This window comes from Krasilnikovia sp. M28-CT-15 (assembly GCF_047159595.1).
Lineage (GTDB): Bacteria > Actinomycetota > Actinomycetes > Mycobacteriales > Micromonosporaceae > Actinoplanes.
In genome coordinates this window covers 4923565-4945627 of record NZ_BAAGAK010000001.1, presented here as the reverse complement: position 1 = coordinate 4945627, position 22063 = coordinate 4923565, and the positions used below count along the sequence as shown (strand labels likewise).

At 65.6% G+C, this 22063-nt stretch carries 28 protein-coding genes and 2 pseudogenes; 12 read left to right on the top strand and 18 right to left on the bottom strand.

Features of this window, described 5'->3' with window-relative positions; genetic code table 11:
- Positions 1–19 precede the first annotated feature (19 nt).
- Entirely contained in the window at positions 20–589 is a 570-nt protein-coding gene (locus ACMCNO_RS22585) for an ArsR/SmtB family transcription factor (protein WP_412751458.1), read from the bottom strand.
- 6 nt (positions 590–595) lie between these two features.
- Here ACMCNO_RS22585 and ACMCNO_RS22580 point away from each other — a divergent pair, with 6 nt between their 5' ends.
- The 5 genes from ACMCNO_RS22580 to ACMCNO_RS22560 all read left to right on the top strand — a co-directional run bounded on the left by ACMCNO_RS22580 (position 596) and on the right by ACMCNO_RS22560 (position 5000).
- Positions 596–1426 (top strand): MFS transporter, encoded by an 831-nt coding sequence (locus ACMCNO_RS22580; protein ID WP_412751457.1) that lies wholly within the window; start codon positions 596–598, stop codon positions 1424–1426.
- Positions 1404–1946 (top strand): MFS transporter, encoded by a 543-nt coding sequence (locus ACMCNO_RS22575; protein ID WP_412751456.1) that lies wholly within the window; start codon positions 1404–1406, stop codon positions 1944–1946. The genes ACMCNO_RS22580 and ACMCNO_RS22575 overlap by 23 nt, the downstream gene beginning before the upstream one ends.
- Positions 1947–1988: 42 nt before the next feature.
- Positions 1989–2264, top strand: coding sequence for a hypothetical protein (locus tag ACMCNO_RS22570; protein WP_412751455.1), 276 nt, complete (start codon positions 1989–1991; stop codon positions 2262–2264).
- Positions 2265–2376: 112 nt separating this feature from the next.
- Complete coding sequence (locus ACMCNO_RS22565; RefSeq protein WP_412751454.1) at positions 2377–3774, top strand: serine hydrolase domain-containing protein; 1398 nt, start codon at positions 2377–2379, stop codon at positions 3772–3774.
- A gap of 71 nt (positions 3775–3845) precedes the next feature.
- A complete protein-coding gene (locus ACMCNO_RS22560) occupies positions 3846–5000 on the top strand; it encodes a hypothetical protein (protein ID WP_412751453.1) in 1155 nt (384 codons plus the stop codon).
- A 106-nt stretch (positions 5001–5106) separates the two neighbouring features.
- Here the strand turns inward: ACMCNO_RS22560 and ACMCNO_RS22555 are convergent, their stop codons facing one another.
- From ACMCNO_RS22555 to ACMCNO_RS22540, 4 genes are read right to left on the bottom strand one after another with little or no spacing between them, the layout of a single operon-like run.
- Positions 5107–5574: a hypothetical protein gene (locus tag ACMCNO_RS22555; protein WP_412751452.1), complete on the bottom strand. Its 468-nt coding sequence runs from the start codon at positions 5572–5574 to the stop codon at positions 5107–5109.
- A complete protein-coding gene (locus ACMCNO_RS22550) occupies positions 5534–6601 on the bottom strand; it encodes a hypothetical protein (RefSeq protein ID WP_412751451.1) in 1068 nt (355 codons plus the stop codon). The genes ACMCNO_RS22555 and ACMCNO_RS22550 overlap by 41 nt, the downstream gene beginning before the upstream one ends.
- Positions 6598–6963, bottom strand: coding sequence for a hypothetical protein (locus ACMCNO_RS22545; RefSeq protein ID WP_412751450.1), 366 nt, complete (start codon positions 6961–6963; stop codon positions 6598–6600). The genes ACMCNO_RS22550 and ACMCNO_RS22545 overlap by 4 nt, the downstream gene beginning before the upstream one ends.
- Positions 6960–7412: a hypothetical protein gene (locus tag ACMCNO_RS22540; protein ID WP_412751449.1), complete on the bottom strand. Its 453-nt coding sequence runs from the start codon at positions 7410–7412 to the stop codon at positions 6960–6962. The genes ACMCNO_RS22545 and ACMCNO_RS22540 overlap by 4 nt, the downstream gene beginning before the upstream one ends.
- Positions 7413–7573: 161 nt before the next feature.
- Between ACMCNO_RS22540 and ACMCNO_RS22535 the strand changes: the two genes are divergently transcribed.
- The 3 genes from ACMCNO_RS22535 to ACMCNO_RS22525 are packed head-to-tail and all read left to right on the top strand — an operon-like array spanning position 7574 to position 9275.
- Positions 7574–8668 (top strand): hypothetical protein, encoded by a 1095-nt coding sequence (locus ACMCNO_RS22535; RefSeq protein ID WP_412751448.1) that lies wholly within the window; start codon positions 7574–7576, stop codon positions 8666–8668.
- 23 nt (positions 8669–8691) lie between these two features.
- On the top strand, positions 8692–8994 hold the full coding sequence (locus ACMCNO_RS22530) for a hypothetical protein (RefSeq protein ID WP_412751447.1): 303 nt from the start codon (positions 8692–8694) through the stop codon (positions 8992–8994).
- Entirely contained in the window at positions 8991–9275 is a 285-nt protein-coding gene (locus ACMCNO_RS22525; RefSeq protein WP_412751446.1) for a hypothetical protein, read from the top strand. Before ACMCNO_RS22530 ends, ACMCNO_RS22525 begins: the two co-directional genes overlap by 4 nt.
- Here the strand turns inward: ACMCNO_RS22525 and ACMCNO_RS22520 are convergent.
- From ACMCNO_RS22520 to ACMCNO_RS22505, 4 genes are all read right to left on the bottom strand, one after another.
- A complete protein-coding gene (locus ACMCNO_RS22520) occupies positions 9270–9461 on the bottom strand; it encodes a helix-turn-helix transcriptional regulator (protein WP_412753773.1) in 192 nt (63 codons plus the stop codon). The two genes, ACMCNO_RS22525 and ACMCNO_RS22520, sit on opposite strands and share 6 nt — an antisense overlap.
- A 302-nt stretch (positions 9462–9763) precedes the next feature.
- Positions 9764–9895, bottom strand: a complete 132-nt coding sequence (locus tag ACMCNO_RS22515) for a hypothetical protein (protein ID WP_412751445.1) — start codon at positions 9893–9895, stop codon at positions 9764–9766.
- Positions 9892–10665 (bottom strand): winged helix-turn-helix domain-containing protein, encoded by a 774-nt coding sequence (locus ACMCNO_RS22510; protein ID WP_412753772.1) that lies wholly within the window; start codon positions 10663–10665, stop codon positions 9892–9894. The genes ACMCNO_RS22515 and ACMCNO_RS22510 overlap by 4 nt, the downstream gene beginning before the upstream one ends.
- 93 nt (positions 10666–10758) lie before the next feature.
- Positions 10759–11157, bottom strand: coding sequence for a hypothetical protein (locus ACMCNO_RS22505; protein WP_412751444.1), 399 nt, complete (start codon positions 11155–11157; stop codon positions 10759–10761).
- 90 nt (positions 11158–11247) lie between these two features.
- Here ACMCNO_RS22505 and ACMCNO_RS22500 point away from each other — a divergent pair, with 90 nt between their 5' ends.
- The gene (locus ACMCNO_RS22500) at positions 11248–11970 is read left to right on the top strand and encodes a hypothetical protein (protein ID WP_412751443.1); all 723 of its coding nucleotides are present in this window, start codon (positions 11248–11250) and stop codon (positions 11968–11970) included.
- Positions 11971–12412: 442 nt separating this feature from the next.
- Here ACMCNO_RS22500 and ACMCNO_RS22495 read toward each other — a convergent pair whose 3' ends face one another.
- Complete coding sequence (locus ACMCNO_RS22495) at positions 12413–12856, bottom strand: MarR family winged helix-turn-helix transcriptional regulator (RefSeq protein ID WP_412751442.1); 444 nt, start codon at positions 12854–12856, stop codon at positions 12413–12415.
- Between the two features lie 113 nt (positions 12857–12969).
- On the opposite strand from ACMCNO_RS22495, the gene ACMCNO_RS22490 reads away from it, so the two are divergent.
- Both ACMCNO_RS22490 and ACMCNO_RS22485 read left to right on the top strand, forming a co-directional pair.
- Positions 12970–13545, top strand: coding sequence for an isochorismatase family protein (locus tag ACMCNO_RS22490; protein WP_412751441.1), 576 nt, complete (start codon positions 12970–12972; stop codon positions 13543–13545).
- 288 nt (positions 13546–13833) lie between these two features.
- Positions 13834–14364 (top strand): AAA family ATPase, encoded by a 531-nt coding sequence (locus ACMCNO_RS22485; protein WP_412751440.1) that lies wholly within the window; start codon positions 13834–13836, stop codon positions 14362–14364.
- A gap of 359 nt (positions 14365–14723) precedes the next feature.
- Here ACMCNO_RS22485 and ACMCNO_RS22480 read toward each other — a convergent pair whose 3' ends face one another.
- Positions 14724–16181, bottom strand: coding sequence for a pentapeptide repeat-containing protein (locus ACMCNO_RS22480; RefSeq protein WP_412751439.1), 1458 nt, complete (start codon positions 16179–16181; stop codon positions 14724–14726).
- A gap of 626 nt (positions 16182–16807) precedes the next feature.
- On the opposite strand from ACMCNO_RS22480, the pseudogene ACMCNO_RS22475 reads away from it, so the two are divergent.
- Positions 16808–17056, top strand: a pseudogene (locus tag ACMCNO_RS22475) (tyrosine-type recombinase/integrase); the annotation flags it as partial.
- Between the two features lie 55 nt (positions 17057–17111).
- Here the strand turns inward: ACMCNO_RS22475 and ACMCNO_RS22470 are convergent.
- The 7 genes and pseudogenes from ACMCNO_RS22470 to ACMCNO_RS22440 form a co-directional block, all read right to left on the bottom strand.
- Complete coding sequence (locus ACMCNO_RS22470; protein ID WP_412751438.1) at positions 17112–17294, bottom strand: hypothetical protein; 183 nt, start codon at positions 17292–17294, stop codon at positions 17112–17114.
- Positions 17295–17700: 406 nt separating this feature from the next.
- Positions 17701–18309: a hypothetical protein gene (locus ACMCNO_RS22465; RefSeq protein ID WP_412751437.1), complete on the bottom strand. Its 609-nt coding sequence runs from the start codon at positions 18307–18309 to the stop codon at positions 17701–17703.
- Between the two features lie 497 nt (positions 18310–18806).
- Positions 18807–19386 (bottom strand): annotated as a pseudogene (locus tag ACMCNO_RS22460) (site-specific integrase); the annotation flags it as partial.
- Positions 19387–19504: 118 nt separating this feature from the next.
- The gene (locus ACMCNO_RS22455; protein WP_412753771.1) at positions 19505–20017 is read right to left on the bottom strand and encodes a DUF952 domain-containing protein; all 513 of its coding nucleotides are present in this window, start codon (positions 20015–20017) and stop codon (positions 19505–19507) included.
- Between the two features lie 76 nt (positions 20018–20093).
- Complete coding sequence (locus tag ACMCNO_RS22450; RefSeq protein WP_412751436.1) at positions 20094–20417, bottom strand: hypothetical protein; 324 nt, start codon at positions 20415–20417, stop codon at positions 20094–20096.
- 36 nt (positions 20418–20453) lie between these two features.
- Positions 20454–20990, bottom strand: coding sequence for a hypothetical protein (locus ACMCNO_RS22445; RefSeq protein WP_412751435.1), 537 nt, complete (start codon positions 20988–20990; stop codon positions 20454–20456).
- A gap of 61 nt (positions 20991–21051) precedes the next feature.
- A complete protein-coding gene (locus ACMCNO_RS22440; protein ID WP_412751434.1) occupies positions 21052–21681 on the bottom strand; it encodes a hypothetical protein in 630 nt (209 codons plus the stop codon).
- Between the last annotated feature and the right edge of the window lie 382 nt (positions 21682–22063).

Sequence of the window (22063 nt, the reverse complement as noted above, 5' to 3'; positions counted from 1 at the left end):
ACGGCTCGCAGACGGCCCACTATGCCTGACTTTTCTGGTCGAGCAGCGGCATCAGCATGGTCATCACGCGGTACGTGCGGCGAACTCCATCACCGGCCTGCCGGCCGTGTTTCGACCATCGGTCGAGGAGCTCGGCGAGCTCAGTCGCGCAATGGTGAGCTTCCTCATCGGTGAGCAGCATCGACTCTTCGTTACTGACGCGGACCGCCTGCTCGCTGTGGGGCTCGAAGAACTGCTCGACCAACGCCAGCCATTGAGCGGCGGTCTGCTGCTTGATTGCCTGCAACGCCTCGCGCCCTTCGGGGGTATGACCGAGTGCACGGGAGGAGATGCGCAGGCCGTCAGCCGAGGCTGGCCGGTACCAACGCTCACGGCCGTCGCCGCCAACGTCCGGCGCATCTTCGACTAAGCCGTAACTAACCAGTTGACGCAGGTGGAAGCTCACCGCGTTCACCGGCTTGCCGGTCGCCGCAGCAAGCACGGTCGCGTTGGCAGTGCCTCGTGCGTGTAGCTCGTGCAGAAGCGAGACCCGCAGCGGGTGGGCGAGCGCGCGCAACGCCCGAGGGTCGGCGTCAAGGTATTCCGCCATGTCCCGATGCTAGCAACAAACATTGCGCAAGAGTACTTGCGCAATGATGCTTGCGTACCTCATGCTCGATGTATGACCGGGATTCGCGACACCGTCGCTCCGCTCAGGCTCACCGGATATCGGCGTCTGCTTCTCGGGCGGACGATCAACGCCGTCGGCAACGCGTTCGCTCCGATCGCACTCGCGTTCGCCGTGCTCGACCTGACCGGGTCGGCCTCCGACCTGGGCCTCGTGGTCGGCACCAGAACGCTGGTCAACGTCCTGTTCGTACTCTTCGGCGGAATGCTCGCCGACCGGCTGCCGAAGACCGTCCTGATGGTCGGCGCGGCCGTGGCCGCTGCTACCACCCAGGCTGCCATCGCCGCCCGGGTCCTCACCGGCACCGCGACGGTGCCAACGCTGATCGGTTTGTCCGCCGTCAACGGCATGGTCGCGGCGGTGTCCATGCCGGCGACGTCCGCGATCATCGCCCAGCTGGTTCCGGAGGATCTCCGGCAGCAGGCCAATGGCCTGAACCGCCTGGCGTTCAACAGCGCAGCCGTCATGGGCGCTCCGGTCGGCGGTGTCGTCGTCGCGGCTGTCGGCCCCGGCTGGGGCATCCTGGTCGACTCGGCCCACCTTCCTGCTCGCGGCCTTCTTCTTCGCGCGGGTCCGAGTTCCGGCCGACGCGCCTGCGCCGGCGGCCACGGCCGCCCGGTCCACCATGATCGCGGACCTACGCGTGGGCTGGGCGGAGTTCATCTCCCGCTCCTGGCTGTGGGTCTGCGCCGCCGGCGCCTGCGTCGGCAATCTGCTGCTCAGCGGCGGGATCCTGGTGCTCGGACCGGTCATCGCTGAGCAGACCTTCGGCCGGCAGTCCTGGGGTTTCGTGCTGGCGGCGCAGACCGCCGGAATGATCATCGGAGCCCTGATCGCGATCAGGCTGAGACTTCGGCGGCTGCTGCTGTTCGGGGTCACCTGCGTCGCCGCCGAGGCGCTGCCGCTCTTCACGCTGGGCGTCTACCCGCATCTAGGAGTCGTGCTCGCAGCGGCGTTCGTCGCCGGACTGGCCATCGAACAGTTCGGCATCGCATGGGAGACGACATTGCAGACACAGGTGCCAGTGGACCGGCTGGCCCGGGTCTACTCGTACGACACCGCCGGGTCGTACATCGCGGTCCCCCTCGGACAAGTCCTGGCCGGGCCGGCCGCCGAGACCTTCGGCATCAAACCGACGATGACCGCGGCCTCCGCGTTGCTGCTGCTCTCGGTGGTTGCCATGCTCAGCAGCCGCGACGTACGCCGCCTGAGCCGGCCGCAGCGGCCGGAACACCCGGCCGCGGTGGGACAACCAGCCGCGGTGGGACAACCAGCCTGACCACATCGATGCCGCCACACCAGGACGGGAGCAACGCCGGCCATGACCGACACGAATGCGCACGCGACGCGGTGTGCGGAGCGCATCGTCCCTCTGCTGAACGAGCTCGGTTACCAGACGGCCGAGATCGCCTCCCGTCTCTCCGTCGAGCCGGAGGCCCTGGAGCGGCAGACCGTACAGCTGGTGTTCTTCCTGGGCGAGAAAGCGACTCTCCGCGACGATCCCGTCGGATGCCTTACCCGCCTGTTCCTGTTCGGTTCCGGGTTTCCCGCCAGGAGTTCGACCGGGTGCTGTCGGAGGAACTGGTCGAGCTCCTGATGGCCGGCGATTTCGTCGACACCGCCGGCGGGCTGGTGGCCGGCAACGTCGCCGTCACGCCGTCCGACTGCCTACACATCTTCTCCGACCGGATCTTCGCTAGGATTCGATCATGTCCGATATCTGCTCTCACACACAGTTGTCTTTGTCGCTCGATGCTGCGCACTGGCAACAGCGGCTTGAAACGCTTGCCGCCGAGCATGGCGTGAGTGGTGCGGTCTTGGGCATCGCGCACGGCGACGACATTGCCGAGGCAGCCTGGGGCGTGACGAACATGCGGTCCGGCGACGCCGTCCACACTGACACGGTGTTCCAGATCGGGTCGATCACGAAGGTCTACACGGCCACGGCCGTGATGCGGCTGGTCGCCGAGGGACTGCTCGATCTGGACAAGCCGATCTCGGCGTGGTTGCCGACATTGCGCCTGGCCGACGATGCGGCCAGCCGGATCACGTTGGGGCATCTGCTGACCCATACCAGCGGCATCCCCGGTGACCTGTTCACTGACACCGGCCGAGGTGACGACTGCCTCGAGCGGTTCGCCGACAGCCTGGCCTCGGTCCCGCAACTCCTGCCACCCGGGCTCGGCTTCTCCTACTGCAACACCGGATTTTCCCTGGTGGGCCGGGTGATCGAGCAAGTCACCGGCAGGGTGTGGGACCAGGCGATGCGCGAGCTGCTGTTCACACCGCTGGGTCTGGACACCACCATGACGCTCCCTGAGGAGGCCCTGTTGCACAGCGCCGCCACGGGACATGAACGAGGGCCTGACGGCACGCTCGCGCCGGTGACCCGCTGGGGGCTGCCACGATCGAACGGACCCGCCGGTGGGATCATCTGCACCGCAAGAGACGTGCTCACCTTCGCCCGCTTTCACCTCAGTGGGGGACAGGGCACCGACGGTACGAGTGTGCTTTCCTCCGGGCTCATTCAAGACATGCAGAATTCCCAGATTCAACTGCCCTTCCGGGACGCCGAAAACGAGTCCATGGGCCTGACCTGGTTCCGGCATACTTGGGACGGGCACGCGCTCATCGGCCATGACGGTGGCACCATCGGGCAGACCGCCCTTCTCCGGCTTCTGCCGTCGCACAACCTCGCTGTGGTGCTGCTGACCAACGGTGGCCCCGCCCGCGATCTCTACTACTCGCTCTATAACGAGATCTTCACCGAGCTTGCCGGGATCAGCATGCCTCCGGCGTTGAAACCGCCCGCCGGCCCGGCAGAGTTTGACGTTGAACGCCACGCCGGCACGTACGGGGGAATCGATGCCCAGCATGAAGTCCTGCTCCGCGGATCCCTGCCGTGTCTGCGCTGGGCCGTCGTCGGTGGACTGACAGATGTCATGCCTTCCACGGGAGGCGAGTACGAAACGGTGGCGGCCGAACGAGATGTGTTGCTCTACCGCGAACCGGGGTTTCACCGCTGGGTTCCGGCGACGTTCGTGCAGCTGCCCGACGGCCGGCCCTACCTGTACGCGGGACTTCGGGCTTACCCGCGAGCAGCGTGACGACCCCGCAACGCGACATGTCGTTCGCGCAAGGTAGCTGTTCACCGCGAGCGGACTGGAAGGATGCTGTCGTGCGTGTCTACGCACAGAGTTACACCGTCACGGTGCAGGAAGGGACCGACGCCCGGGCGGCGGCCGACCTTCTCGCCGCGCGGGGGCATCGGCTCGTCGCGGTGCGCCCGGCGGTGAATTCGACGTTCGAGCCGGAGATGAACGGCTGGTGGAGGATCTTCTCGCTGGTGGTAGATCCCCCAAAGGGCGGTGACCTGCCGGTAGAGCCGACGGTGGAGATCAAAGCCGTGGGAGCAATCGCGCGGCGTTTCCGTGGTGTCATGACGAATTCGTACGGCAACCGGGCAGACCTCCTGGTGAGGATCTTCAACAGAGATGGCCTGGTGCACGAGATGAGCCAGGAGGAGTCCGAGGCGGTTCGGACCCCGATCCATGCTGCCGAGCCAGCCGTGGCCGCGGTGGTATTGCCGGAAGGGTTGCGGTGCGGTCCCTTTGGCGCCCGCGGCAAGGTGTTGCGGGCAGCGCTTGAGGCTGTTGCACAGGCAACCACCGACGCGACCCCGGCCCAAGTCCGGTTGGCACCGACCGGGTACGACGATGCCGGCGACCTCTTGGCGACTCTCCATGATCAGGCAATGCATCAGGGAACCTGCCGCGCATGGACCGCTGGTGCTGCGCCATTGTTCGCCGCCATCGTCGCCGACGAAAGAGTTTCCGACCCGTACGTGGCGAAAGCGTTGGCGCTGCTCTACGAGATGGCCAGTGTCGGTCGCCGGCAGATGGCCTGGCGAGCCGACAAGTCGGTGGCCCTCGGGCAGCCGGAGGCAGAGGGGGCGGACGAGTCAGCAGCGCGGGCCGCGGTGGTGGCGGTGGTGCCCGCTCTGCCGGCGGGGCGTTCGGAACTGACTGACTTCGTCCTGGCGGCCCTTGCAGCGGCGGTGGATTCGACACCGCCGCCAGGATTGGACCAGATCGCCAGGGACTACCCGGCGCGGGAACCAGCGGTTGCGCTGATCCATAGCCTGTCTACGGGTGACCAGAACACAATCGGGTCCGCTCTGGCCGATCTGAAGCGAGCTCGGCCTGATCTTGTGGACGCCTCGGAGAGCCCGCACGCACCGGTTGAGTACCTTGCGCTGGAGTTCCTGTCGGGGCTGGTGGAATGGGAGATCGGCCAGGCTAGGACGGCATCCCGACGTCCTTGGCTCCGGTAGGCGGCGCCTTGCATTCCGGGGACCCCGCGGCGTTGATCGGCTCGCTCGGCAAGGCAGGCGGCCGAGGGACACGTCGCCTGGGAGTCACCCGCCGGGGCTGTCGGAGTCACTGTCCCAGCGGCTTGCGCCCCCAGGCGGCGATGCTGAAGTACCTGATGTCGACGAAACCCGGATCGTCGAGGAGGGCCAGGCATTCATCCAAGTCGGTTTGGGTGAGCAGTCGATCGCGGACGAGGTGCGGCCCGGCTTGGGTCAGGTTGATCCGCCACAGATCGTCCGGGCGGCCACCCGCACCGAGGAGTCGGGGTTGGGCCTCCGCGCCGACGTCGGTGAAGCCGAGCTGGGCCAGAACGCCGGGTACTCTGTTGCCCCACTGCATGTCCGCGCCACGTTTGTGCGCAGACCGCTGCGCGGCTGCGGCGTAGCGGTTCATCGCGGCGTACGGGCTGGAGCCGGTCGGAAGGGTGTAGATGTCCTCCACGACCAGCCAGCCGCCGGGTGCGAGCCACGCAAAGGCCCTCGCGAGGATCTCGTTACGCTCCGCGAGGTGGCAGAGCACCGCACGCGCGTGCACCAGGTCGAACGACGGCGTTGCCGCGGGCGTAGAGCATCGGTCCCAGCAGAGCGCGCAGCGTGTCCGGCAGGGGGTCGGTGGTGGGTGGCAGCTGCCAGGGGGCGGCGAGCGCGGCGAAGACCAGCGGGAAGGGCAGGCGCAGGTCTGTGCCTTCGGGTAGCGTCCGCGCCTGGGGGTAGGCGCTGCTGTGCTCGTGGGGCAGCCAGAACGGCACCGACATTGCGTCCGGGTGCCAATGCTGGCTGGCGATGCTGCGCTGGTACCAGTGGCCGAGGTCGGCGGCGTCGGCGGCGAGTGGGATCTGCGGGAAGTGCCGCCAGGGCAGGGTGACGGTGGCGTCGCGGCGCAGCGCGGGCCGGGCCGGGCCGGGGGCTGGCGGGTGCGGGGCGCCGATGGTGGTGGCGCCCAGTGCGGTGCGCAGCTCGGCGGCGTCTTCCCGGTCTGTGGGGTGGCGCAGCCAGGGTGGGATCGCCCACGTCCGGGCCGCTGCCGGGCCTCGGTCGGTGGCGGTGCTCAGCACGTAGCGGGCCAGCGCGGCCCGTTCGTCGCCAGTGTCGTCGGGAACCCAGCCATCCACGGTCAGGGGACGGTCGGTGGCCAGGTCGCCGCCGGTGTGTTTGCGGTACCACGCCTTCGCGTACCGGGTGGAGGAGCCGCGGTGCACCTCGGGCAGCCGGAAGATGACCCCTGCCTGGGCGGCCTGCTCGATCGCGGTCGCGGCCGGGACCCCCGCCAGGGCCTTCTCGGCGGCCTCCAGCTCGTGTCGGGCGGCGAGCAGGGCGGTGTGGGCGGGGCCGACGCGGGCGGTGAGCCGGGCCGTCGCCTGCTCCAGGGGGCGCAGCCGCGGCCGGGTGGCGGCCTGTTCGCGGGCCAGTCGCCGGGCGGCCGCCTCGGTCTGCGCGGCCGCATCGCGCGCGGCGGCCGCCCGGGCGGCCTCGGCGGCGACCTCCGTACGCAGCTGCTCCAGTTCGGCGGCGGCGGCCCGGTCGCGGCGCCGCTCTTGCGCGCGTTGATTTCTGCCCCTCACAGCGTCCCTCCCATCGCATCGCTCAGGTGTTCCAGTGCCTGGTTGGCCTGCGCGCAGGCGCGCCGTGCCCGATGGACAGCCGGGTCCCTGTCGTCTCCGCCGCGCTGGGCGATGCGCAGCTGGACCCGCAGCGCGAGCATCAGCACGTCCTCGGCGTCGGCCCACACCCGCTCCAGGTAGTCACGCTGATCGCGCATCCGCGGGCTGACACCCGCATCCCGGTCACTGCGGACGGCGGCGATGGCGCGCAGTAGCCCGTCGAGGCGGGCACCTTCCCGCTCGTCGACGATCCGCTGCCGGCGCAGCTGGGCCAGCTCGGTCCGCAGCTGTATCCGGCCATCCGGCTTCGGGATGCCGGTCATCGCCTGGCTCCCGGTGCCGGGCGGCGCGGTTTGTCGCCGGTCACCTGCGCTGCCTCGGTGATCACGTCTTCGTCGTACGCGATACGCACCCCGGAGATCGACACGCCCGCCGCGCGCGCCAGGTCCTTGAGCTGGTACGGCTGGGGCCGCACGAACTCGCGGCCGTACGCCAGCAGCAGCCGCATCCGTTGTTCGGCCTCGTCGATCTGCGCGCGGCAGTCCTCGAGCTCGGCCAGCAGCGGGTCGAACTCCTCATCGTGCTCGTGCGCGGCGTCGGCCAGCCGCTCCAGATGGGCGAGATAGGACTGCCGGTCATCCAGGGCCTGCTGGCAGACATCGCTGTAGACCAGGTCCAGGTCAGCGTCGTCCAAGTGGGAGTTCGCCGCGGCGAACCCCGTGCGATCGGGCATCGGAAACCGGATCGCAGCCACCACATCGAACAAGCTCATGGATACACCATATGCACTACAGTGCAGAACATGCAATGGGATGTATCAGATGATGCGCCGGGGTGAGGTGCAGGCCGAGCCGGACTACGGCCGGCGCTTGCGGCGGGCTGCGAGCGTTGCCTATGGTGCGACCTCGCGAGGGTCTGATCGGACGGGGGACCATGGGGGAGTTTTATGTCGATGCGGGTGGACTCACGAGCCTCTACAACGTGTTTGTGCGTGCGAGCGGTGATGCCTCGGACACGTTGGGCTACGTCCACAAGCATTGCGACCTGAGCTTCACCGAGGTCGGCCTGATCATGCGGCTGATCTCGCCGCACAAGCACGCGTACGGCGAGGTGACCGAAGCCCTCTCACGGCTGCGTGATCTCTCGCAAGGCGCAGGCACCCAAATCAACCGGGCCCAGCTGGACTACGCACGGACAGACCAAGCGGCAGCAGCCCGACTTGACGGCAGCTATCCGGGGGCCAAAGATTCCGTGTCACTGCGCGGGGTACTTGCGCCGGGACGGCCGGATCTTCAGGGACGGCGGACGGCATTCACCGACGTCGCCGAACCGAACAACCACCTGCACAATCCCGAATACGCAGTCGGGATCGAGATGTGGTCAATCAACCCACTGGCTGACCTGATCAGCCCATCGGCATGGCTGCGGCAGATCTGTATCAAACTATTCGACTACGACCCGTTCGAGGGCTGGGCGTCACAGTTCAGCGGGGACTGGAAGTCGTACGTGCATGCCGGCGTCGCCATGGGTGCTGCCGGCGCCGCCGCTGGGGACATCGGTCACAACCTCGTCGCGGCGGCGGCTGATGTGTCCACGGTGTGGCGTGGCCATGCCGCAGAGGCCGAGCAGGAGTTCCAGCTCGCGCTCGGATCCGCCGCCATGGGACTGCAGACCGCGTGCCGACAGTACGACGAGCTGTACATGCAGGCGGCCGAAGCCGTCAAGAAGCTGGCTGATGTTGTGAGCGGCCTGATCAGCGATTTGCTCGACGTTCTGATCATCATCAACGCGGCTGCCGCCGCCGGCACGGCCACCATTGAGACCGTCGTCGGGGGAGTCGCCGGATACGGCGTGGCCGCCTACTACACCTGGCAGGCATACGACTTGTACAAGGAGATCTCGGCGTTCTTCGGCAACGCCGAGGACCTGATCAAACTCATCGGCGCCTCGATCACCGGCATCAAGGCCACCCTGGCCGTCAAGGACCTTCCCACGGTGGAGCCCTACCACCACCCCGCCGGCTACTGACCACGACAGGAACGGACTCCCGCATGAACGGCGATATCGCCGAGGAACCTCTGGCCCGCGCGGTGCTGCGCCACCTGGCCGCCACGCGTGGCAAGGACGACCCGCTGGGCTCGTTCGCCCGTACGGTGCTCACCGGTGAGGCATCCCTGCGCACGGCCGCAAACCTTCCCTGGCACAGTGAAGGACTTGCCGCCGCGGCCCGTAAGGCGGAAGCCGAGCAGAACCAGATGTCGGCGGAGGAGCGAGCCGGTATCGAGCGGGCCGCCGACCAGCTTCGCAGCCGGCAAGAAGGCGACACCGACGACCGTCCAGGCGAGAACCCGTGAGCCCATTCAAGCGCTGGCGGATCGCCATACCGCTGGCGATCATCTCGGCGTTGTTGCTCGGGGCGACATTGCTCGGTGCCTGGGCGTACTGGGACAAGGACAGCATCCCCGCACGGGCCCTGACCATCTTCCTGGCCGGCATGTTCGCTGCCTGCCTCGGCATCAGCATTTCCATCGGCGTCGACCGGAAGATCCAAGACATCCCGTGGCTGCGGATCGGTACCATCGCGCTATTCGTGGCCCTCGCATGCGGCGTCAGCTGGGTGCGTGACGGGCTATAAGCCTTCGTCGGGATCCAAGACTGGCTTGCGGCGAGCCTTGATCCACGCCTCGACGGCCTCTGCAAGCCAAACCTTGCCCTGACCCAACTCGGCAATGGGTTCAGGGAAGTCCCGACGACTGGTGATCTGGTAAGTCCGCTGTCGACTGACGCCACCCAGGCGCACGCGGATTTCATGTGCACCCATGAGGTGTGGCCCTCTTCCTGCCATGCGTCTGACTATAGGCAGCGACTAGCCACGCTCTCAAGGCAGCCCCGTGTGCTCTCCGCCTTCGGCGGTCGAGATTTGTAGGCTGGGCGGTCCGGTAGGACGACGGCTCATAACCCCAGCACAACGCAAAGCGGCCTCGTTCGGCCTTCCACGAGGTAGGCCGGTCCCATGAGGTCGGCTGCGGCCCGGAGCGGTTCGGTCGGTTGCTGTACTTCGCTGCTGTACGCCACACCTCTGCTCACCATCGGACCGCCAGCAGGATCACCGGTGCGACACCATCACAGTTCCGGGAAGAAGTTCTCGTCGACCTGCTTGAGTGCGTAAGTTTCTTCGGTCACGGCGCCGCATCCATGCTCGATCATCAACCGGGCAAGCTCTGGGCCGTCAATCAAAATCACACGGGCATTCACTCGTTCTGCGTAGTCACGAGCGTCGGCGCTGAACCGGGTCGTCGTAATGAAGATGCCCCGGTTTGCCTGGGCACCATGGAGGGCACCGACGAATGCCTGAATCTCAGGCCGTCCGACGTGCTTGTCGGTGTATCGCTTGGCCTGCAGGTAACGATATCGAGGCCCAGACTGTCAAGGCGAATGAGGCCGTCTAGTCCGGCGTCCCCAGGGCCGCCAAGGTGCTCCGTCGGCTTTTCCAAGCCCCCATAGCCCATCCGCACCAAGAGCTGGAGGACGAGTTGCTCCAGGAACTCCGGTGGCTGTTTGACGACGCGAGCCAGTAGATCGGCGGCAACTGCGGAATGGGCAGCATCGATGACTTCCGCGATCGCCTCACGGGGCGACAGTTCCTCCGGCGCAGTCATTCGTGTCGTCGCGTCGGGCGGATGGCCGGAGTTGTCCTGTGTGCGGCGCCCGCGGTTTCGGAATTCCAGATACTCGGGAAACTGCATAAGAACGCTCATGTCGACTCGGGTCGGGCAATCACGCAGTACTGTTTGCCCTCGTTCTGTGAGCTGCGTGATTCCCCTGCTGGGACGATCCAGCAGGGCGGCCTGAGCAAGGTGGGTAACGGCCCAGTTGACCCGGTTGGCATAGAGCGGAGAGCCACCACTGGGAAGCATGACCTTCCGGTCGTCGTCCGTGACTCCCATCTTTGTCGCAACACGGTCACGCACCACTGCCGTCCGCAACGGCTCCCGATCCTGGTGGGCTTCGAGCACAGGACGCATGAGGGATTGAAAATCTGGGATCACGCCGACCACCCTCTCATGCGCGCCCGACACGGGCGCCGCAAGCACACCACTTCCCGCACCCCTTTCGAGTCAGAAGCAGACCGGCAGGATCTCATGCCTGCTTAAGGTGACGCCATGGTTCGAGGTTCGCCGCGGCTGGTCGGGTCCGGTCGTTGCTGGACCGACGCCCTTGACGGCGACCCCGTCCGCACCCGTGGTCGGCTCTGCAGTACTACGATGGCGAGAATGCCACAGCGGACCACCCCGTACCAGGCGATCGTTCACCTCGTCCGCCAGCACTTTGCCCAGCCTGGGGTCACGGTTACTGAATCGAAATTCTTGCGCAACTCCGTGCTCGGGATAGAGAGAGAAGTCGACATCGTTGTCGAGGCGGATGTCGACGGAGAGCCAATCATCATTTCGATCGAGGTGAATGAGAAGGCTCGCCCGGCCACCATAGAGTGGGTTGAACAACAAATCAGCAAGCATCGCGGACTCCCTACGAACCGACTCGTCCTAATATCCAAAGCGGGCTTTAGCCGTAACGCTCTCACCCGAGTTGGCACTGAGGGTGGACGAGTGGATGCTGTTCAACCCGAGCTTATTGAGGTGGATGGTCGGCAAGTAGCTAGGAGGCTGTACGTCGACGAAATCCGATACACACCGAAAGCCTGCGTGTTAGTTGTCCAAGTCGAAAACGATCAGCTAATCAATGTCGAGGGGACCGCTGACACCGAGATCTACAATGAGAGCGGACACCTTATCGGCAGTTTGGGTCAACTGGTAATCGAATTAGCGCATCTTGAGAAAGTTACACGATACTTCAATTTCGAAGCCCATCATCACCCCGAACGTGACGCCCTGAAGGCCTTTGAGGTTGGCGTAGACATTCATCAACTCGGGTATCGTTTGAAGCATCTTGAAACAGGGGCGCTGCATCTTGTCGTCAGGCTCCTGATCACGGGAAGCTTCGAGTACAAGCAGCATGAACTCAACCTTGCCTTTGCCAAAATCGGGGAACGAACCTACGCATCCACAGAGTCTCCCCTGCTGGACACTCCGGGCGTCTGGGTTGGAACGTCCAACCCGACTGCGAAACAGGCAAAGCTATCCTGGCGTTCAATAGGCAAGCCCAAGGTTGCTTTGCAGCCAGTCGAAGAGGCTCGCTTCCCGGGTCTGATGGATCTCGACTGGCCTCGCCACCCAAAGGACCAGCCATCAAGCGAGTCTGGAGATGCATCAAGGTTGTTCGACCCATTACAGCCGGACTCGGCAAATGAACCAAACGACCATGATCGATAACTGCACCCCTTCGCGACGGAGTCTCGCCCATCCCGGAGCGCCCGAGCGCCCCGCCGGAGGCACGCGGTTCGTGATCTGCCGAAGTAGAAACCCCGGCCCGGAATCTGCCCGGCGTATCCCGGCGGCTCCGGGCCCTTCTGCATGTCTCGCGCCGTCCGGCGGGCTGGAACCGCCGGGTCCGCGCCGTGGCCGCCAGGCCTAAGGCGTGGATCCCGAGCGGCGGACCGAAGGTCCGGCCCTGGTCCGGCGGCGCGAGCGGCCCGCGTCAGCGGGCCGCCTTGAACCCACATAGAAACTTCGCACAGGCAAACTGGGTGTGAGATTGTCCGGCTCCAGTTGATGCGTTACGGATCCGGGTCGGATGATCCGTGACAGCCGCGGCTAGACGATCATCGGTTTTGGTGGGTCTACCCCGATGTTTAGCATCGCTGCCATCGGCGCCCTACCGGCTGCCATTCCTGGTCGCCGGGTCCCATTCGAGCAGCTGCCGGACCAGATCAACGGCGTGGGCGAGGGACTCCCGGTCGTCGTTGGACAGGGTGTCCTCGATCGCACGGGCCAGCCAATCGGCGCGGCGGGTGCGCTCCTGTTCGAGAACCTCGCGGCCGGCCTGGGTCAAGACGATGGGTGCTTTACGCCCGTCAACCGGGTGGGTACCCCGCTCAGCGAGGCCCTGCTCGACGACCTGGGTCACGGTGCGGGCCATCGACTGCGGACGCACCCGCCGGGCCGCCGCGAGTTCGCTGGTGGTCATCGGCCCCTGTCGGCCCAGCAGTCCGATGACAGCAGTGACGCCCGGCGGCGTCGGGTCATCCGCGCGCACCCGCCTGACCAGGTGGCCAAGGACAAGCCGCAGTTCAGCGGCCAGCTGCGTCGCGTCAGACATGGTTCTAGCGTAGCCCAGATGTACAGCAACACTGAACAGCGCAGCTTGCTGGTTTATACAGCATGGCTGTACAGTCTTGCTGTCCATTACCGTGCCTGCAAAGGGAGCGCCGCATGCCCGTAGACCGCCTCGACCAGCGCACCGCTGTTGTCCTGATCGACCTTCAGAAGGGCATCACCGTATTGCCCACCGTGCATCCGGCCGCCGAGGTCGTCGCCCGCGCCGCCGATCTTGCACACGCCGCGCGCACCCGTGGGTTACCGGTGATCCGGATGAGAGTGGCGTTTTCCGCAGACGGCGGCGACGTCGTACGCGCTCGGACGGATGCCCCGCCGCCGGCCATCACGCCGGCGCCCGACTTCGCCGAGTACGACGAGCGCATCCCGGTCCGCGACGGCGACATTCTCATCACGAAGCGGGGCTGGGACGCCTTCTACGGCACCGAGTTGGACCTGCAGCTACGCCGTCGAAAGATCACTGGGATAGTGCTGGCCGGCATCTCCACCAGCATCGGCGTGGAATCCACCGCTCGCACCGGCCGTGAGCACGGCTACGAGATCGCCGTGGCCAGCGACGCCGTGACCGACCTCGTCGCCTCTGCACACGACACCAGCCTGCAGATCATCCTTCCACGCATCGCCCAAATCGACTCCACGACGGCCATCGTCGATGCCATCACCCTGGGCTGACCGAAGCCCAGGGGTGATGCGCCAACCGCACAGGCCAGACCCGGGCACTGCGGCCCGCTACGACCGCCACCTCACACACTGCCCAACAGGACGACTCAGTAGCACTCGGCAGAACGTCACCCATCAAGTGAAGCCACGACGTAACGCATCAAGCGGAGGACGACACATCGGACCACAAACTTGTCGGGCTCCAGTTGATGCGTTACGGATCCGGGTCAGATGATCCGTGACAGCTCCGGCTAGACGATCTCCGTGGTGGCTCGGTCCCTCTGTCGGCAGAATCAGGACGTGGCTACGTTGTTCCTGATGGTCGGACTTCCCGGTGCTGGCAAAACCACGCGCGCGAAAGAGCTGGCCGCGCAGCATCGGGCACTGCGCCTGACCCCGGACGCGTGGATGATCCCGCTGTTCGGCGAGCCGGAAGCCGGCGGCCGGCGCGACGTGCTGGAGGGACGGCTCATCTGGGTTGCCTTGGAGGCGCTGCGTCTGGGCACCAGTGTGGTGCTGGACTTCGGGTTGTGGACCCGCGATGAACGCTCGGCGTTGCGCTGGCTGGCGAGATCGGCCGAAGCGTCGTGCCGGGTGGTGTACGTGCCGGTGGATCGCCCGACCCAGCTCGCGCGAATCGTCCATCGGCACGCGACCACCCCCGATCAGACCTTCGAGATGTCCGAGGCCGAAGCTGATCGGTGGCGGGAGATGTTCGAGGTACCGGACCCGATGGAACTCGACGACGCCGAGCTACCCGACCCGCCCGCGGGCTCATCTGACTGGCCCGCGTGGGCCGCCGTTCGCTGGCCATCCTTTGCGGACACCTGACCCCCACGTCCGGACGCAGGCACTTCCGTTACCTGTACGTGGGCTTCGACGTCCAACACAGCGCGATGCCGCTTGCTCCCTCATGGTTACTCCACCAGTACTCGGCGGAGTGTTACGCATCAAGTGAAGCCACGACGTAACGCATCAAGCGGAGTCAGACAATCGGACCACAAACTGGGTGTGAGAACTTTCTATACGTCTTCAAGGCGGCCCTCCGGGCCGCGCGCAGCAGTTCTGCCGGCCGGTCGCGCCTTGCCGCTTCGCTCCCGGCGCGACCCGGCAGCGGTCACGGCGGCAGCGGCGGACACGCCGAGCCTAAGGTTTGCTGAGCCAGAGAATGCTGGGAATCGATTTCCTACTTACCCGCTTGGCTCGGCGTCGTCTATTTGCGGCGATTGTCGCGAATCCCGAGCGACAAGCCGGAGTTCGTCGCCGTCTGGCCCCATGGGAAGCAGGATCCAACCCTGGGGCAGCGAGGCGCGCCTTGTCGCCTTCGCGTCCGCGAGCCGCGCGTAGGGGCCGAAGTGCGCCTCGGCAAGGTTCGCGCTTCCGTGGAACAGTGCGGCCCACATGTCGACAACGGCGTGGAATTGAGTTCCGCTCAGGTCGGCGTCGCCGTGGAACTGCGCCCGGCTCAGGTCGCCGCCGCCGTGGAACTCCGCGTGCTGAAGGTCGGCATAGCCGTAGAAGTGTGCGCTGCTCAAGTCGGCGCGGGCGTTGAATCGCGTCGCTCTCAGATTGGCGTAGCCATGGAACTGCATCCCGTTCAAGTTGGCGTTGCCACGAAAACGCGCCTCGCTCAGCATCGCGTAGCCGTGTGACTGGCTGCCGGTGAGGTTGGCGTCGGTGTGGAACACCGCGCCGCCTAGGTTGATATCGCTGTGGAACACCGTCCAACTCAGATCAGCCTCGTTGTGAAACTCCGCCCTGGTTAGGTTGGCGTTGCCGTGGAACCGCGCCCCGCTTAGCTGGACGTACCCGTGAAAGTGCGTCCCTCGCAAGCTGACGTCGCTGGGAAACTCGGCTCGGCTGAAGTCGGCCCGCCCCACGTCGCATGCTTCCAGCGTGAAGTCGACCAGGACCGCCCCGACGAGATCGATCACCATGCGGTTGGACATGGCATCGAGCCAGTAGGTGTTTGAGCTGGCTGGCGCAGCGGGGGCCCTGAGATGTGTGGCCAGCAGCCGCTGTGCAGCAAGACGAACCTGCAGCTCCTGTCGACGCTCCGACTCCGCCGGCAATTCCGGTGGTTCCGCTTCTGCGGGCGGGGGATTCGCATAGTGTTCGGCGTTGCGCAGAACAAATTCGGCCGGTGGCGTGTACGGCATGCGCAGATAGGCGCACCATACGTCGACCACCGTCTGCCGCAGCTTCGGGTTGTCCTGGCCGAGCCGCTCAAGGGCGTACAACCCGGCCAGCCGGACCGCCGCCTTGTCACTGCCCAGCTGCGTGGCCGCCGCTACATACAGTGCCGTCGTCCGCTGTTCCAACGCGTCGCTTTCGGCGAACCGCTGCGCCCGCTCACTCCACGTCTGTCGGCGCAGCGTCATCAGCAGCGTTACTCCTGCAGCGAGACCAGCCGCGACCGTCAGGCCGGTTTTGATCCGGTCCAGGCGTAGCTGGTCCGGGTTCGATACCCTACCGGGAATTGGTGCCCACACACCGAGCAGCCACATCGACAGGGCGCTGCCGAGCAGGACCACCAACACTGCTGCAACCGTGACCGGCAGCCACCGCATCACCTGCAACGGCTTGTCGTGCGAGACCGCTGGCCGGCGAGTCCGTCGATCCACCCGCCAGAGCTTCGCAAAGTCCACGTGCGTCATTGTTGCAGTTCGTCTAAGTGTCGACCATGTTCCGCTATGCGAGTCGCGCATCGGCAAACCGGTCGGCTGCCCCGCCGTGGACGGTCGCGCACCACCCACAACTCCGCCTCCGGCGGCCAGGGCTTCCAGCCCTGGACCCGGGCGACTCCGGGATGCGGGGGAGGGTCGGCAACCCGTCGCGCCCCGGAGGCAGCCAGACCGCGCCTGCCCGGTCCAGGTCGTACGTCCAGTGGGGCGCTCCACCTGGACCGGGCAGGCGCGGCCCGGCCGAGCGGAGCTTGCGCGACGGGATGCCGGCACGGGTGAGGGGTGGTGGATCATGGGGAGAAATCTGGGAGACGATCTTGCCAATCTGACCGTCACAGCCCACAGCAGACCGACCAGCACCACCATGCTTGTCCAGGACATTCGCACGCTTGTGCTGGTCGACCGATCATGTTGACCATGCTGGGGGTCAAGGGGTCGCAGGTTCAAATCCTGTCAGCCCGACAACGATCAAGGGCCGCTGACTCGGGTATCAACCCAGGTCAGTGGCCCTATTCGACTTCACGCTTGATTCTCAAATTCCTACTGAATGAGCCTGAGTTGGGGACCGTTTGGGGACCATGGGGGGCTATAGCGGTCTGCGGCGCCACGACCTGCGACACACCGGCCTCACGTGGATGGCCGACGCCGGAGTCCCCGTGCACGTCCTACGCAAGATCGCAGGGCACGGATCGCTGACAACTACACAGCGGTACCTCCACCCTGACCACCGCTCGATCGAGGACGCCGCGGCTTCAGCCTCGGCGATCGCGGTGGTGGGCATCAGGAGTTGCAGCCATCCGGCCTCGGCTTGGTACAGCAGCTCACCGAGTTCGCGGTGACCGTTGAAGAGGTCGACCAGCGATGAGGCATCCAGGATTCGCGGAGGTCGGGCCCTCACGCAGCAGCCCGACCGCGCACGCCCCAAACTCGCTCGGCCTCGGTGTCCGCCTGGTCCTGTGCGGCCTCAAGTGCTGCCAGCTCGTCAGCATTCAGGGGCTCAGGTGCCGGGCGGCCGAGGACCATCGCCAGGCGCTGCGCGGCGGTGAGGCGCGGCGAGATGCGGTCGTCGGTCGTCACACCCAGAGCCTACTACCGGGCTGCTGACGATGGTCTGCCCGCGCAGCGATCGCATAGCGGTGTCCCTGGTGTCCCTCGACCATCCCTGATGGCATGAAGAGCGGGGCCTCGGTCCTGGTGTCTCCCGCCGAGATGCTCGGGGTGCTCACGTCACGCGACGAGGGAGGCCCCTCATGCAGGAAGAGTACGACGGCCGGCGGGGTTCGGGCCTGCGGAAACGCTCCCCGATAGTCAGCACCAGATCGTCGAACACCACCCGCCATCGCTGGGCGTCTACCCTGTATCCGGCAGCCACCGCCGCCTCATGGTCAGTCCACATAACCGTCCATGATCAACGGTGGCTGCCTTCGCCTTCTCGCCACCCGACACCCCAACCAAGTCAAGGTCAACATCCACGGCTGGAGTACTAGACGGCTAGGAGGATAACCCAAACTGTCACGGCGAACATTGGAATGCCGTACACGAGGATAGCAGTAGACGACGGTCCCCTCATTTTAGTTTGTGACCATGTAATTTCGTACTCGGGCAGTTTCAGGAGCGCCCACTGACGGATGTTGCGAAAATAGCGCAACTGCCGGTATCCTCCATAGGTCCATGCGGCGGTCAAAACAAGTCCAAACATTGCTATTGCTTTCGTTGCATCGATTGAGGATGTGTGGGCAGGCGGCCCCTTTTTTAGAAGCGAGAATGCAACCAGTAGCATTGACTCGCTTACGAGATAGAAGTTTCCGCGTTGAATCAGCTGGTTGTCCTCGTGCATGAGGTGTTGCCATAGGCGATTGGCCGAGTCTCGTTGATCCTCAGGACTCGGTGGGCCCCCTCCAGCGTTGCTCTGTCCCATGACGCCATGATGCCATGCATTCGCAATAGTATCGAATGAGTCAACCTTCATGTAGACCCTGGTGGCGTGATGGTTCACAACCGCCACAGTGCGGGTTCCCCTGCTTACCGAGGCCGGATATCGATCCACGTCCACGGTCAGTTGTACAGCCTCGCCGAACATATCTGCAGCCACCGCAATCCACGATGGCGGCGCCTCAACTCCGGCAGGCACACGTCGAGCAGGACAGCAACGCGGCAACGACCTGATCAAGATCGGCAATCATGCTTGCACCCCTAGTCGGCCGACAGCGGCCGAGTGTGAGGGTGTCCCTCGTGCCCCTGGTGTCCCCCCGAGGGGCAAATGATCTGCGGAAACAGGGGGAACGCAGGGCCAGGCGTGTCCCTCAACGGCAAGCGCAAGCGGGGGAGCGGTGGGGACCATTTGGGGACCACACGTCGTGCACGACCATGCGCGACCTGCGTGGTGTCACGCCCATCCGAACGGGCGGCATCAGGCGTGACGTGCGGAAACGGCTACCCCAATGGCCTGGGGGTCAAGGGGTCGCAGGTTCAAATCCTGTCAGCCCGACACAGGTAAGAGGGCATATCCCATCGATGGATATGCCCTCTTCTTGTTCCTGGGTGACTAACTGGGTGACTACGCTTTCTCCCGAGTGACTAACGCGGTGACTACGCGCCGTTGGTGTCGTACGGGCCGAAGATTCGGTCCATGGTGACGGCTCCGTTGAGTAGTACCGGCCGCAGCTGGTGACGGTAGACGCTCTCGGTGATGGATGTGCCGGAGTGCCCGCACAGGTCGGCGATCTCTTCGAGGCTCATGCCGTTGTCGGACAGCGGCGACACGAAGCTGTGCCTCAGCTCGCGGGGTGTCCATTGGGCGGGGTTGAGCCCGGCGGCTTTGATGACGGGTCGGAAGGCGCGCAGGACCGCGCAGGACATTGTGTCGGTCGAGTTGGGTCCTGGCTTTGCTGGCGAAGACGAGCGCGTCGCCGGTGGGTAGGCCCTGGCGTTCGTATTGGTCGGTGAGGACCTGGACGCAGCGGGCGGGCAGCGCGAGGGAGCGGCGCGATTTGCGGGTCTTGGTGTCGCCGTCGACGCGTACGGAGCGCCAGACGTGGACCGAGGGCGGGATCGGCGGATCGGTGTCCGGTTGCACTTCGAGGTCGACGTGTGCCCAGGTGAGTGCGCGAAGCTCCTCGGTGCGGGCACCGGTCAGCAGCGAGAGCACGATATATGCGTGCAGGGTGCTGGACGGACTGGACGTGGTCGGCCTGGTCGACGACGTGGTGCCCCGTCACGCCAACGCGGGCACGTACGGATTGAAAGGGGGATGGGGAACCGGGCTCGCGAGAGCACCGCGCCGCTGACTACCAATGGCTGAGGCGCGACTCCACCCCATGGATGCTCACGAAATACGGGTTCAGCTCGGCGGTGTCAGCCGCCAGCGGACCTATCAGATCACCAGCCGCCGCGACTTCCCGCGGCCCATCGCTGACTTGGGGCAAGCAAAGGTCTGGCTTTCCGAGGACGTTGAGACCTGGATGAGTGCTCACCGGCCGCCGTTGTCGGAGCAGGATGGGGAACTGCGCCCCGGCCGCCGGTGACAGCAACCGGCCCTGAACATCTCGGCGACGGCGAGGCAGCGGCGGACGACCGTCCGAGGCCTGCCCGAGCGCTTCGGTCTCGACGGCCACCACCACGAGCGCCGGCTCCTGCCGGAACACCCGCGTGGCGGTCGCGGCGACCTGTGCCCGGGTGGAGCAGCGGATGAAACCACTGCTGCGGTCGTCCGTTGAGCCGGCGAAGCTTCCGGCGGCCTTGAACTGGGCCCATGCGCCGGGCCCAGGATCTTGTAGACCAGCACCCGACCACCATCGCAGACGAACGGCCGTCTCGACGCCGACCCCGGCGAGCCCCGGACCAATGTGGCCCAGGAGCTCGCTCAGGCGGGCGGGTTCAGTGGATGCCGCCGAGGTTCAGGCCGCACGCACTCTCGATGAAGCGGCCGACGCGCTGGCTGGCCTCGCTGGCTTCCTTCTCGTCCCCGTCTCGGTGATCGAACCAGTGGATCAGGGTGGCGAGATCCTTCTTGACACTGTCGGGCGCCGGTTTGTCAAGCTTGCGCAGGATCTCCAGCCGCTGCTGGACGGTGAGGTTCTCACCCTCGCCGAGCTTGAGGGGTTCGGCCTCGCCGCAGAACCCAGCCGGTGCGGCTGTCGGTTTCGCCGTTTCGCTGGTGCAGCCAGCGGCGCTGAATGGCAGCAGGAGAAGCAGTGCCACGGCGCGTGAGAGGTATCGCATCCTACTCCACCGGACCTATACGCCGGAATCGATCGCGTTGAGATCGTGCTGGTCGAAATTGAGCGGCCAGATCTCCTCACGCATGCAGGAGTTGTTGTCGGTGTCGGTCGCGCTGTTGCGGTGCCCGAGGTCGCCGGTGTGGCCGAACTCGTGACACCCCAGACTCCGCCAGGTGTTGGTGGTCGTCCCTCCGACCGCCATGTTGGTCAGGTTGAAGCGGACGCGGATGATGTCGCACGAGGTCCACAGGACGTTCCAGTCGGTGCAGTCGGTGTATCCGTACCATCCGGTGTTTCCGTAGAACTCGTCGTACACCTCAATGTCGCCGCTGCCCCATCCGGTGGTGATGACGCTGCGCTCAAGCTGGTCCTTGCCGTAGTTCGCGGCGAGGTCCGAGTTGGGCGCGAGGGCGACCTTCTTGATGTACTGATTGCGGTTGTCGGGATCCGTCCCGTGGTTGTCGTGGCTGGCGAATGCCGGCACTCCAGGCGCGAGGACTCCCGCCAAGGAAAGAGTGACAACAATCCCTAGACGCTGTCGCGTCGAGTGCATGTGTTTCTCCAAAGTACGAAAGGGGTTGGGGAGATCTGCCGCAGGATACGCGGGAATGCCATTACTGCTCCCGGAAGCTCTTTTCCACCGGCTTGATCTTGCCGGACTTGGCGTCCGCGGCGGTCTTGCGCAGATGCTCCTCGAATGTGCTCGGCGGCAACGCCGACAAGGCGGCATGGATCTCGTCATCCTTGCCCGCACTGGGGTTCAGCTTGGCGGCCGATCCGTTGCCCTGCACCAGCAGCCTGCCCTGCGAGCTGATCAGCCCGAAGTTGTTCGCCACCTCGGGAGTCCGGGTCAGGAAGTAGTAACCCTGGTCGCCGGCCTTGGTCCAGGTGACGTTCTCGAACTGGTAGCCGTTGCCTTTGTTGTCCCAGCCCCACTCGTCGAGGGTGATGTTGGCCGGCACGTCGCCGATCCTGCTCAGCACGACCCGGTCCACCTGGAGCGTGACCTCGCGGACCCGCTCGCCGTCCGCCCCTCCCGGCGGGCCGATCCATCGACCCGGCTTGACGGAGGCGACGTGCGCTTGCACGACCAGGTCGGCGGTCGCCGTCATGTCCTCGAGGGAGTTGAAGTGGTAGACCTCTTTCCCGTGAGCGATTCTTTCGGGCTGGGCGTCCAGTTCCTGCGTCGCCGACGGCGACGAACATGCAGCCAGCGCGGTGAGCACCAACGCGCCGGTGGCCATGACAATCGCGCGTGGCCTTGTTGCGGTTCGCATTATTGGGGTTCTCCGTCAGATCACAGCCGGCCCTCACGGCGGCAGGAACCAGCAACATAAGTGTTCGGAGCAGGGAAGACATCGGATGAACGGTCGTTCCGGATCCATCGGCAGCATGACGCTTTGGCCCCTTTCCGGAGGATGTTGATGCAAAGAACCTGTAATGGTTCGTGCGTTGGGGGGTTACCCTGACCTTGCGTAGTGATGTTGTTACCGACGGCCACCGCTGCCTCAGGTAACCGGCGAGGTTGCGGCTCAGGCCGCTGCGGCGACCGTGTCGCGTTCCGGGCTATCGATCTCGGTGAAGATCTGGAGCGCCGGGCGCGGCAGGAGGCAGGTCGGGATTGAC